Source organism: Pseudoalteromonas atlantica (genome assembly GCF_043641955.1).
In the GTDB taxonomy this organism is placed as follows: Bacteria; Pseudomonadota; Gammaproteobacteria; order Enterobacterales; family Alteromonadaceae; genus Pseudoalteromonas; species Pseudoalteromonas atlantica_A.
Window position 1 is genome coordinate 38,050 of sequence record NZ_JBHZRV010000010.1, and the last position, 12,944, is coordinate 50,993.

11 protein-coding genes are annotated in these 12,944 nt (G+C 40.2%); 8 read left to right on the forward strand and 3 right to left on the reverse strand.

What is annotated here, in order from left to right:
• Positions 1-41: 41 nt before the first annotated feature.
• Positions 42-3,152 (reverse strand): efflux RND transporter permease subunit, encoded by a 3,111-nt coding sequence (locus tag ACHUE3_RS16980; protein ID WP_394193525.1) that lies wholly within the window; start codon positions 3,150-3,152, stop codon positions 42-44.
• An 11-nt stretch (positions 3,153-3,163) separates the two neighbouring features.
• Positions 3,164-4,369: an efflux RND transporter periplasmic adaptor subunit gene (locus tag ACHUE3_RS16985; RefSeq protein ID WP_394193526.1), complete on the reverse strand. Its 1,206-nt coding sequence runs from the start codon at positions 4,367-4,369 to the stop codon at positions 3,164-3,166.
• Positions 4,370-4,631: 262 nt separating this feature from the next.
• Here ACHUE3_RS16985 and ACHUE3_RS16990 point away from each other — a divergent pair, with 262 nt between their 5' ends.
• The 8 genes from ACHUE3_RS16990 to ACHUE3_RS17025 all read left to right on the forward strand — a co-directional run bounded on the left by ACHUE3_RS16990 (position 4,632) and on the right by ACHUE3_RS17025 (position 12,148).
• Positions 4,632-5,423: a crotonase/enoyl-CoA hydratase family protein gene (locus ACHUE3_RS16990; protein WP_394193527.1), complete on the forward strand. Its 792-nt coding sequence runs from the start codon at positions 4,632-4,634 to the stop codon at positions 5,421-5,423.
• 100 nt (positions 5,424-5,523) lie between these two features.
• On the forward strand, positions 5,524-5,910 hold the full coding sequence (locus ACHUE3_RS16995; RefSeq protein ID WP_394193528.1) for a CidA/LrgA family protein: 387 nt from the start codon (positions 5,524-5,526) through the stop codon (positions 5,908-5,910).
• Complete coding sequence (locus ACHUE3_RS17000; protein WP_394193529.1) at positions 5,903-6,598, forward strand: LrgB family protein; 696 nt, start codon at positions 5,903-5,905, stop codon at positions 6,596-6,598. The genes ACHUE3_RS16995 and ACHUE3_RS17000 overlap by 8 nt, the downstream gene beginning before the upstream one ends.
• Before the next feature lie 62 nt (positions 6,599-6,660).
• A complete protein-coding gene (locus tag ACHUE3_RS17005) occupies positions 6,661-7,485 on the forward strand; it encodes a mechanosensitive ion channel family protein (protein WP_394193530.1) in 825 nt (274 codons plus the stop codon).
• A gap of 129 nt (positions 7,486-7,614) precedes the next feature.
• Positions 7,615-8,757 (forward strand): PepSY-associated TM helix domain-containing protein, encoded by a 1,143-nt coding sequence (locus ACHUE3_RS17010; protein WP_394193531.1) that lies wholly within the window; start codon positions 7,615-7,617, stop codon positions 8,755-8,757.
• Entirely contained in the window at positions 8,757-9,224 is a 468-nt protein-coding gene (locus ACHUE3_RS17015) for a hypothetical protein (RefSeq protein ID WP_394193532.1), read from the forward strand. Before ACHUE3_RS17010 ends, ACHUE3_RS17015 begins: the two co-directional genes overlap by 1 nt.
• A gap of 218 nt (positions 9,225-9,442) precedes the next feature.
• A complete protein-coding gene (locus ACHUE3_RS17020; protein WP_394193533.1) occupies positions 9,443-10,855 on the forward strand; it encodes a family 43 glycosylhydrolase in 1,413 nt (470 codons plus the stop codon).
• Positions 10,856-10,993: 138 nt separating this feature from the next.
• Complete coding sequence (locus tag ACHUE3_RS17025; RefSeq protein ID WP_394193534.1) at positions 10,994-12,148, forward strand: hypothetical protein; 1,155 nt, start codon at positions 10,994-10,996, stop codon at positions 12,146-12,148.
• Between the two features lie 9 nt (positions 12,149-12,157).
• On the opposite strand, the gene ACHUE3_RS17030 is transcribed toward ACHUE3_RS17025, so the two are convergent.
• Entirely contained in the window at positions 12,158-12,739 is a 582-nt protein-coding gene (locus ACHUE3_RS17030; protein WP_394193535.1) for a YqaA family protein, read from the reverse strand.
• Positions 12,740-12,944 lie beyond the last annotated feature (205 nt).

The window sequence follows — 12,944 nt, forward strand, 5'->3', positions numbered from 1 at the left end:
CCAGGTTTCCCTGACTTTTTTAAATGGCTTCTGCGTCAGTTTTAAGTATTAGCAGTACCTTTGACTTTCTCTCGCATGGTTTGCACCAAACTATAAAACAGCGGGACTAATAATGTACCAAATATCGTGGCGGCTAACATACCTGCTAAAACAGTAATACCCAACGATACCCGACTACCTGCACCAGCACCCGTTGCGAAAACCAGTGGCAATACACCTAATACAAATGAAAATGCCGTCATCAATACCGCTCTAAATCGCATTGTTGCCGCACTCAGCGCAGCCTCAAAAATACTCTTGCCAGCAAGGCGCTCTTCCATCGCAAACTCAACAATTAAAATGGCTGTCTTGGTCGACATACCAATTAAGAGCACTAAGCCAACTTGAGCATAAATATTGTTTTCCATCCCCAGTACATATAACGCAAGCATTGCACCAAACATAGCCAACGGTATAGCAGCGATAACTGAAAATGGAATAGTCCAACTTTCATACTGTGCCACGAGAAACAAATACACAAAAATAACAGCTAAACCAAATAAAATAGGCGCCATATTCCCCGCTTCAATCTCTTGCTTTGATTGACCAGCCCATTCGAACGTATAACCATTTGGCAACTGACCTGCAAGCTCTTGCATTGCGGCGATTGCATCACCGCTTGAAAAACCGGCAGCTGCTTGGCCACTAATGCTTGCACTACGATACAAGTTAAAATGGTTCAATGTAGTAGGGCCAAGGATAGGCTCTAATTTAGCCAATGTAGTAAGCGGAACCATATCCCCTTGGTCGTTGCGAACGAAGTAATGTTGTAGGTCACTGGGGTTTTTCCTAAACTCACTTTCAGCTTGCATGATTACTTTGTAAGTACGGCTAAACTGATTAAAATCATTAATATACAGTGACCCTAACTGAGCTTGTAAGGTAATAAATATATCACTCAATGCAACGCCCTGTGCTTTCGCTTTATTTCTATCAACCTCTAAGAAATATTGCGGTACATTTGCACGGAACGTACTGTATACATTTGATAAGCTAGGGTCCTGATTAGCCTCATAAATTAGCCCATTAAGCACTTGTGCTAATTCGTTAGGATCACGCCCTTCACTGTCTTGTAGACGGAATTCGAAACCTGAGCTACTGCCAAGACCTGGGATTGGTGGCGGATTAAACACCATTATTTGCGCATCTGGCATCGCCCATAATTGCCCCGTCAAACGACCTATCGTTGCTTTTAAGCCAAGTTCAGGTGTCGTTCTCTCCTCCCAATCTTTTAAAATCACGATACCAAGTGCGTTGTTAGAGCCAGCTCCACCAATTAATGAAAAGCCTGATACAGCAATAAAATCGGTTGCAGTGGGTTCATTTTTAATAACATTACCAATCTTTTTCATCACCTCTTCTGTACGCCCAGAAGCTGCAGCATCAGGTAGCTGAACATCAACAAATACAAAGCCTTGATCTTCTGCTGGTACAAAACCCGTCGGCACACTTTTAGCAAGCCATGCAGCGGCAACAAATATAACAATAGCAAACAAACTCATACGCCCTACGCGCTTGAGAATAAAGTGAATAACCTTGCTGTACACAGAAGTCGATTTAGTGATGCTATGCTCAACAGGTGCCAGCCATTTTATTGGCTGCATCGCTTTCTCATTCAACAATAAGGTACATAATGCCGGACTCAAGGTCAGTGCATTCACAGAAGAAATAATGACCGCAAATGAGATTGTCACTGAGAACTGCTTATATAGCTCACCTGTTATCCCTGGCATAAACCCCACAGGAACAAACACAGCAAGCAACACTAAGGTAGTAGCTATGATAGGCCCTGTAACTTGCCCCATTGCCTTTGTAACTGCTTCTTTAATCGGCAGCTTTTCTTCCTTTAAAATTCGCTCTACGTTTTCAATAACAATAATGGCATCGTCTACCACAATACCAATCGCTAAAACTAAGCCAAATAAAGTAATTAAATTGATTGAGTAACCCATTGCCATCATAAATGCGAAAGTACCCACTAATGACACTGGAATGGCAATTGTTGGAATTAATGTCGCGCGCCAATTTTGTAAAAACAAAAATACCACAAGCACAACCAAGCCAACGGCTTGAAATAAAGTCACAACCACTTCTTCAATAGAGCGATTAATAAACTCTGTTGTATCATAAGGAATTGAGTACTTAACGCCATCAGGTAACTGTTTAGCCAGTTCAGCCATTGTTGCCTTAACATCTTTAGCTACTTGTGTAGCATTGGCATCGGATAGTTGATAAATAACTAAAAAAGCGGTGTCTTGCTGATTCAACTTTGCCGTTGTACCGTAACTGGCAGAACCAAGCTCAATGCGGGCAATATCATTTAATCGAACAAAGTTACCGTTTTGATTTGCTCGTATAATCGTTTGACCAAATTCCTCAGGCGTTTTTAAACGACCTCTTGCTTGAATTGAATATTCAAATTGCTGACTTGGCAGTGATGGCGCAGCGCCAAGCTTACCGGCTGCTACAATGGTGTTTTGCTCCTGTAGTGCAGCTTTGACCTCTGTTACTGTTAATCCTAGAGAAGCCATCTTGTCTGGGCGTAACCACAAGCGCATAGAGTAAGTTTGCTCACCCATTACTTCCGCTGATGCAACACCATTAATGCGCCCTAAGGGCTCGGTTAAATAATTCGTGGCGTAATTACTTAGGAATATAGCGTCAATATTATCTTTATCAGAATAAAGGTTAATACCAAGCAACATTGCGCTCGACTTTTTCTTCACGGAAACACCTTGACGTGTCACCTCACTAGGTAAACCTGGCTCGGCCAATGCCACCCTATTTTGCACATTAACTTGAGCAATATCAGTATCGGTGCCAACTTTAAAGTACACAGTAATAATCGCCGTGCCATTATTACTTGAGCTGGACTCGACATACATCATGTCCTCAACACCGTTAACCTGCTCTTCAATGGGTCTAATAACTGACTCTTCAACTATTTGTGCGCTAGCACCTGGATAAACGGCGGTGATCTGCACTTGCGGTGGCGTAATTTCTGGGTACATATTAACTGGCAATAAACCAACAGAAATCAAACCAGCCAGTGTGATCACTATCGATATCACTAAGGCAAATTTGGGCCGCGCGATAAACGTTTTACTTATCATGAGCGCTCCCTTTAACTCGCTGAGTTTGATTTATTTGAAATAGTGCCTGTTGTATGATCGACTTCTTTCTCAACAGCTTTAACTTCAACGCCTTGGCGCACTTTTTGAAGTCCCTCAACAATGACTTTTTCACCTTCTTCAAGGCCAGACTCAACAACCCACATGGCATTAATACGTCTGCCAAGTGTTACTATGCGCGTTGCCACCTTATTATCATCACCTACCACTAATACAAACTTGCCTTGTTGGTTTTCTTGCACTGCTGCTTGCGGTATAAGTGAATGAGCCTGTTTATCTTTGCTTTCAACAATTAAAGTAACAAATAAACCCGGCATAACAATTGCTTTTTCATTAGCAAATGTGGCACGTAACTCAACCGTCCCCGTACTGCGATCAATCTTTGTGTCAGCAAAATCGAGTTGACCTTTAGATTCAAAATTAGTGTTGTTCGGTAAACGAAGTGCTAAATCTATTGCTACATTTTTGGGATTATCATTTGTGTTTTGATGCTTTTGACGATAGCTAATATAATCAGCTTCTTCTACTTGAAAATTAACATAAATAGGATCTACATCGGTCAGTTCAGCAAGCTCGTTCGAGCCAGGCCCAACAACGTTGCCCACATCATAATTTACCTTGCCAATGCGCCCAGCAAACGGTGCTCTGATTTCAGTGTAACTTAAATTAAGTTTTGCTTTTTCCAAGCTTGCCTCAGCTGACTTTACGGCTGCTGTTGCTTGATCAAAGTTTGTGGTGAGTTTATCTAAGTCCGATTGAGAAATAAAACCTTGCGCTGCAACCTCTTTACCCCGCTTTAAGTCACGTTCAGCACCATTAGCACCTGCAAGCTTACTTTTTAAGTCAGCCTCAATTTGTGCCACATTCGATTGATACTCTGATGGATCTATTTTTAATAATAATTGGTTTTTATCAACATATGACCCCTCATCGAAATGGCGTTCGATTAACTCACCTTCAACGCGAGCTCGAATTTTAACTTCTTGATGTGCCTCTGTGCGCGCGACAAATTCACGATAATTACCCACTTCTTGTGTGATTACATGAAACACAGATACAGCAGGTGCTGGAGCAGCCTGTTTAACGGAATTATCATCAGAGCAACCAGCTAGCAACGCTATAAATGTAGCTGCTAAAGTACCTTTAATAGCCAACAGCGTATATGTGCTCAACATACTCGGCATTAAGCGTTTCAACATATCTTTATTCTCCTTGTAGTTTAAAGCTAAACTACGGTTTATGATTATTTTAAATACAGGTAAACGCTTTACACGTTTGTCGGCTAATATAGATCGATAAGGTAGCAATTTGTTCAGTTAAAAATATACACCACTTTGTTACCTTTTGTAGGTCAGGTTAACAATTTAAGCACTAAATACGCTTTATTTTTCAACAAATATCTCAGACTTTACATCATCCTGATTAACTCGTAAGCTAACCAAACAGGTCAGAGGAGTTGACATGGTTAAATTAGAAATACAACAGCACACCGCTTTTGTAACACTTGCCAGAGAGCAAAAACAAAATGCACTTAGTTTCATTATGTTTAAACAGCTCAACGAAATTATTAAAAAAATTAAGAAAGATAAATCAGTTCGCGCTGTAATTATCCAAGGTGAAGGTGAGCACTTTTGCGCAGGGCTTGATGTAAGCTCTGTGATGAAAAACCCAATGAATATTCTCAAATTACTATTTAAATGGTTGCCTGGAAATTGTAATTTAGCGCAAAAAGTAGTGCTAGGCTGGCAGTCATTAAGTGTACCCGTGTTTGCTGTTATTCAGGGTAATTGCTTTGGTGGCGGCTTACAAATAGCCTTAGGCGCTGATTATCGAATAGTTCATAGCAATGCTAAATTGGCGATTATGGAAGCCCGCTGGGGACTTTGCCCAGACATGGGTGCCAACGTTATTTTGCCAAGTTTGTTACAACGTGACCAAGCCCTTTGGTTAGCCAGCCATGCAAACCCAATCGATGCAGAAAAAGCACATCAACTTGGTTTAGTCACTGAAGTTAGTGATGACCCTTTGCAAGAGTGCTTAAATATGATCACTACTTTATCCAGCCGTTCACCCGATACGCTGGCAGCGATAAAACGGGTTACTCAGCAAAGCTATGCAACTCCGAGGCGACATATACTCGCCAAAGAAACATTTAGTCAAATTAGATTGCTGGTCAATAAAAACACAAAGCGTGCAATCGCCAAAGCAAAAGGCGACGATAACATTGAGTATCAAAACAGCAAACGCTGGTAACACTTTTCACTATGTTTACCTATAAGTCGCATAGTGAAAAAATTCAAAACATGATTAAGTTTTGTTTCCTTAAGCAAAACCAATAATTCAGAGCATTGATATGTCTGCATTTACTCTTTTACTCAAATCAGTTACCCAACTTTTGCTCAGTATAGCAATCATTTTAGGCTGCCTCGCAGCTGCAAAAGTAATTATGCACTTCACTCAAGGCAGCTTCCCAGCACCTTTGCTCGGTATGCTTTTATTATTAGGGCTTTTGCTAACAGGTCTTGTTAAAGAACACCATGTTACTCATAGCGCATCTCCCTTGTTGAACTATATGCCTTTATTTTTTATTCCTGCAGGGGTTGGCTTTATTGAACATTTAAATTTAATTTCATTACACTGGCAGTTTATAGTTGCCTGCCTAATTTTAATTCCTTTAACTAGCCTGCTCTTAATAAGCCACATAATAGCTGTGTTCAAGGGACGTGCGCAGCATGATTAGTTTATGGTGGTTATGCATACCCGCTATTGTGACTGGGTTTATTCTACTCAAACATTTAAATAAACTGAGTCAGTCTACAACCTTCATTGCACTAACCAATCCTGTATTTTTAGCAATTGTTTTTTCAGCCTTAATACTGATCACATTTAATATACCTTATGAAACGTTTAGTTATCACACCCAGTTTTTGAGCTGGTTGTTAGAACCCGCCATTGTCGCCCTCGCGCTCCCTTTGTATAAACAATTTTTACATGTTCGAAAAAGTGCATTGCTTATTTTCATCAGCAGTATTATCGGAATCGTTAACGCAACACTTGTGGGTTTTTTATTAAGCATCGTTTTTGCGGTCCCTGAGGAACTGGCCCACTCTGTTGCCGCTTTGTCAGTAACAACACCGATCACCTTGATGGTTACTGACTCGCTTGGGGGAATTGCCTCCTTGGCTGCTGCAATGGTTATTTTTATTGGTTTGCTAGGCGCGCTTTTTGGATTTATTATTTTACAATGGACCGGTATTTTAAATCGCCAAGCACAAGGGGTAGCAATCGGAACTGCGTGCCATGCAATTGGAACAGCTGCAGCGTTAAATAAGCATCCGCAAATTGGTGCTTTTTCATCGGTTGCTATGGCGTTGAGTGCTCTACTCACCGCACTCATTGTGCCATGGCTTTATCCTTATCTCAGTTAACTTCTGCTATGATAAACCCACCTTCTTTAGTTGAACTTTAATTACTTATTTATAGGCATTTCATGATCAGTACAGAAATAGAGCAAGTTGAAAAATACTACACAATGATCAGTGAATATTTGGTCAAATACAGCATGCAACTAGTAGGTGCAGTACTCATACTCATTTTTGGATTATGGGTAGCGCAAAAACTGTCTAAAGTAGTTGCGGGTATTATGGCTCGTAACAATATTGATATCACCTTAACTAACTTTGTCAGTAATGTGGTTAAAGTATTATTGATAATTATGTTTATCATTATAGCGCTTGGCAAAATAGGTATTAGTGTTACCCCTTTTGTTGCAGCTATTGGTGCTGCATCGCTTGGTGCAGGTTTAGCACTGCAAGGCATGCTGTCAAATTATGGAGCAGGTCTTGCAATTATTGCTACACGACCTTTTATTGTTGGCGACACAATCGAAGTCAAAAATGTTAGTGGGCAAGTTAAAACCATTGAATTGGGTCACACAGTGCTTATTAATGAAGAAAAAGTAGAGATCACTATTCCTAATAAACATATTGTCGGTGAAATTCTTCATAACTCATTTAACTATTCACTTGTCAAAGGTGAAATTGATATTGCCTATGATGCAAGTGCTGACCAAGCGATTAGTCTGATAGAAAACGTGCTAACTCAACATGATTTAGTGGCTGATAACCCACATTCACAGGTTGGCATAGAAGCCTTTGCCGAAAGTGGCGTTACTATCAGTTACCGTTATTGGGTTCCAACGACGAAAATTATTGAAACAAAACTTGCTGTTAACGGCGGTGTTTATAGTGCTATTCAAGGCGCTGATATTGAAATTCCGTTTCCTCAGCGAGTGGTTACTTTTAATAAAGAATAGCTGTATTTAGAATAGCCCTACCTTCCTGTATAAGGAACTTTTAGCAAAGCTAATTGAGTTCCTTGTTACTTTAGTAGTACAATCGAAAAGGAATTGATAATACTTACTATTTACAATACAGGGGTTAGCATGGCGAAGGTAAGCCAACGGTTTTGGTTTCAGTTGCATGGTTGGTGTTCGCTACCAATCTGGGTTTTATTTTGTTTTATTTGTGTCACTGGAACAGTATCGGTGATCAGTCACGAATTAACGTGGTTAACAAATTCAGCTGCAAGAGCTACAAATCCAGATAATTTACCAGAAAAATCAAAAGACACACTCATTGCAAGCTTAAAAAGTCAGCATCCTAGCGCCGATGTCATGAGCATTCTTAGCTATGAACCTTACCTGGTTAACGCGATAATTTTTACCGACACTGATAAACCTTATGCTGTTGCTTATGTAAATCAATATACTGGTGAAGTTCAGGCTATCAATCAAACCATTTCCTTCGTTGAATTTATGCGTACCTTACATGGCTGGTTATTTTTCCCTTGGCAAGAAGGTTATAGTTTAGGTTATTACCTAGTCAGCCTAATGGCTTTAGTAATACTGGGCGCCTTAGTCACAGGTTTGATTATTTATAAGAATTTCTGGCGCGCTTTTACACAGCCTAAAATACGTTTTAACCAAGGCAGTAAAACCTTACTTAAAGACTTACACACCGTCAGTGGTGTATGGTCGATTTGGTTTATGGCGATTATGAGCCTAACAGGGCTTTGGTATTTAGCGCAGGCTATTATGTGGCATAACGAAATTGATATAGAAGAGCATGCTCCAATAGTCAGTGAAGCCCAATTACCTAGCTCTAACAGCGCCGAAGCGATTAATTTAGACAGTGCGATTGCCATTACCAAAAACCAATTCAGTGACTTTACCCCAACCTATATCATGCTGCCTGAGCATAATCGTGGTATGTATAGCATTATGGGTGCTGGGGATACTATTTTTTATGATGGCTACTCATATTCTACCTCTATAAACCCTTGGACAGGTGCAATAGGTGCAAGCAAAAGCCCTGAAACCATGACCACGCTGCAAACTCTGTCACACATTGCCGACCCATTACATTACGGCACAATTGGCGGTATTTGGACCAAGATAATTTGGTTTATTTTTGGCTTAATTTTAAGTGGTATGTCAATTACAGGCTTTATGATGTACTCAAAAAAACTCGTCAAAGCTAAAAAACAAAGCACTGTAACAATTAACGATACTGTGGAGGCAAATTAATGGCTCGCTTACAAAGCACTTGGTGGCAACGCAAAAAATATCTACTTAATGCATTCATTTTAATTTTGCCGTGTATTTATATTTATCAGGCTTTAAATCCAACGTTTCCTGACTTATGGCAAGAACAAACCATTGGTGAGTTTAAAATAGCTCCAATGCCTCTAAATATGGAACAGCCCTATTCACACCACAACGAGTATGTAAAAGACTTTTATTTAGCGTTTAACCAAGGTGAAATTAGCAATATCCGCCAAGCTTATCTAAATATAGGCCCTGAACCCTTACCATTGAGCGAGTTTGTAAAAGGCGATGAGGGTATTATGCATGGCACCAATCATGGCCAGCACGCCCATGCTATTGCATCTGCAACGATCACTGCAGGTGATAAACTATGGGTCACCATTGAGACATGGCAAGGCGAAGAGCTTGTTCAACAATGGCCAATCCCAGGCCAACTTACACAGTAATAAAAACCTGCTTAGGGTACTCTAGCCCTAAGCACTTCCCCTTCCTACTCAAATAACGCCATTCAAAAACAACTTTAAATCATTATTTTTTAACTTTTGCTGAACAAAATAAAAACAAAAACTTTACAAATGTATTAATATAATAAAGTATTACAAATAGCGAGATGATAAATTACTTTCTTCGCTACCAAATCCACACACAATAATTTGGAGACATAATGAGATTTTCCAGTAAAGGAGTTGTAGGTGCGTGTATCGTCGCGGGCTTTTACGCTAATGCGGCGTACGCGATTGATAACGGTGTTTACACTATAGAGTCTAAATACAGTGCCAAACTTATCGAAGTAAGTAATGCGCAAACCAGTGATGGCGCAAATGTGAGCCAATGGAGTGCTAATCAACATGACACGCAACGTTGGATCATTACCAATGTCGGTGGCAACAACTACTCAGTGATCAACTTAAACAGTGGCAAAGCCATGGAAGTATATGACTGGTCTACTGCAGATGGTGCTAATGTTGCACAATATGAATACTCTGGTGTAGCCACACAGCACTGGCAAATTAATGAAAATGGCAGTGGACACGTAAGCTTTATTAATGCTAATAGCGGTAAAGCCCTCGATTTATTTGAATTTAATGGAAATGACGGCGCTAACATAAGCCAATGGGCATACAACGGTAGTGATGCCCAGTTATGGCAACTGAATAAATTAGCGAATGTTGAATCATCCCCATATGATCCATCAACTACCAATGGTGCTGCAGATCACTGGCCTTTAACTGGCAGCCTAGTGAGCCACGATCCCACTTTAAATTATGAAAATGGTAACTGGTGGGTTTTCCAAACAGGTCCTGGTATTGCTGGTAAGTGGTCAAATGATGGTGTTAACTGGAATGATGCAGCCGCTATTTTTCCAAATGGCTTAAACTGGTGGTCTAATTATGTACCTGATCATGATGGCATCGATGTGTGGGCACCTGAGCTAAAAACTTATAATGGCCGCAGCTGGCTTTATTATTCTATATCCACGTTTGGTTCACGAGTTTCAGCTATCGGCTTAACATCTGCAAGTAATGTTGCAACTGGCAATTGGCGCGATGACGGCCTGGTGGTCAACACAACAAATAGCAACAATTACAATGCTATTGACCCTGATCTTGTGATTGCTGAAGATGGCGCGCCTTGGCTTGCTTTTGGCTCTTGGAACTCGGGTATTAAGCTGATGCGGGTCAATCCAATGACCATGAAACCGCTAGGTCAAATGTACTCATTAGCGAGTCGCTCAGGGGGTATTGAAGCACCAACCATTGTTTATCGCCAAGGATACTACTATTTATTTGTCTCAGTAGGAAAATGCTGTGATGGCACTGATAGCACATACCGTATTGCATACGGGCGTGCTAGCGATATTCGCGGCCCATACTTAGATAAAAACGGTAACGACATGCTCTCTGGCGGTGGTAGCATTTTAGATACAGGAAATAGTCAATGGGTAGGTCCAGGCGGACAAGATATCTTAAACACCGATGTTATGGTACGTCATGCTTATGACGCTAGTGATAATGGCGTACCTAAATTACTTATTAGCACGTTAAACTGGGATAGCAGCGACTGGCCTAGATTTTAACTCAATATTTCCCTGGTCTAAGCGCGAATATTCGCGCTTTTATCGCACAAAATTAACCTAACCTAAATATTCCTAACAATTGCTTATTCACCCAATAATAGTGTAGCGTAAACTCATACCCCATCATAAAGGCGCGCTATGCAATCTAAACAAACATTCCATATAAAATATGCTGTCTTTGTTTTGCTTATGCTGCTGTGTTGGGTTGAACATTATAACCATTTTATTTTGCAATTTTTAGATGACGCGTTGCTCCAATCGAGCATAGTGTATGCATCTGCCCGCACCGTCAATGCCGCTATTTCATTGTTACAATCAGCCGAAGTGGGTATTGGCATTGCCAGCATTGAACCCGCGCAATTACTTGATCCTATAAATGATTTAGCAGAATACACATCTGATGCTATGCGTATAGCCATTGGCTCACTATTCATTCAGCGAATATTATATACAATCTCTTCTGGCATTGTTTTTAGTGGGGTGTTTACAGCAGTCATTATTGGTTATTTTATTTGTTTATGGCGCGATTATTTACCGATACTCCGCGATAAGATTATCTATACATTCATCCTCATTCGCTTTTTGATCCCAGCCATTGTTTTATCTACTGGAGTCGTAAGTCAGGTATTTTTAGATGCCCAAATCAATCAACAAAATCTAGAGGTCAGTGATAAAGTTGCTTCTATCAGTAACACTGCAACAGCCACTTCTGATTTATCAAATGAGCTTACAGCCAAACTTAACAGTGAAAAGCAAACCACGCTGGATAACCTCGCATTACTTGGTTCACAGCAAGTACAAATTCATCAACAAGTCACCACGCTTAGGCTACAAATATCACAACTAGAACAGCAAGTTGATGCCATTCAGCAACAACGTAGCCTGACAGAAAAGCTCACATTTACTGAATTAGAGCAGGCTCAGCCACTACAAAATCAGATTGCGTTAAAGCAAAATAAAATCGACAACCTACAACATCAACAGCGCAGCCTTAATAAGCAAAAGTATAGCTTTGAAGATCAATTAGAGTCTATTAATGAGCAACTCGCCGGTGATAAAAGCGGCCAAATTAGTCAAGTAATCGAAGCCGTAACAAATGGCATAGAAACCATGCTCGCTAGTGTAGAAGAGCTATTTACTGACTTCTTAAATTTACTTTCGCTGCTGGTATTAAAATTATTATTGATGCCCTTGTTGTTTTTATACCTTTTCAACAAAGCATTTAAAGCGATTTGGCAACGCTCCATCGAGCAAACGCTAATACACGCTCAAGAGCATAACAGGTATATTTAAGAATAAACTTTACAATGTGCTCAACCACCAACCGGATAACACTAACGCAGATAGCAAGATCAATGCTTTAGTCTTGTGCTTTTTGATCACTTTTTCTGCTTGATCGCCAGCATAGTAAACCACCAGCGCAAGGGCAAAGTAACGAATTGAACGAGCTATAGTGGTCGCCAGCAAAAACAGCAACACCGAGTACTTGGTAGCCCCAGCTGCCAGCATGGCAATTTGAAATGGGATTGGCACAATCCCTAAGGTCAGTACAAACCAAAAGCCTTGCTCTTGCATTTTTTGTTTAACATTTTCAAACTGTTCGGGGCTTGAAAATGTATCAATAACCCAATCACCAATCAAATCAAACAAGTAATAGCCCAGCGCATAACCCACTAAGGCACCAACAATACAACCAATCGTCGCCATTAAAGCGATTAGCCACAGTTTTTCGCGGCGAGCTTGCATAAGCGGCACCATAACCGCTTCAAGTGGAATTGGTACGATGGTAGATTCTAAAAATGATGCAACCGTGATCCCCGTTAGCATATGTTTAGAATCTATAAATTTACGTGTTTTTTGTTTAGCTTTCTTAACCAGGGACATTGCCTTTCCTTGTATGTTTAGCTCACTTCATGAAGTTAGATGCAACACTGGTGCCAAATAAAAATTTATTATAACCAACTAGAATACATAACTATTAATTATTTTAAGAACATTTTAAATAAACCACTTTAATCTAAATCGGTAAATTTTTTAGAGTGTGATGTAAATATGCATAATGGATGAAACGCCTAAAAAGAGGAAAGTT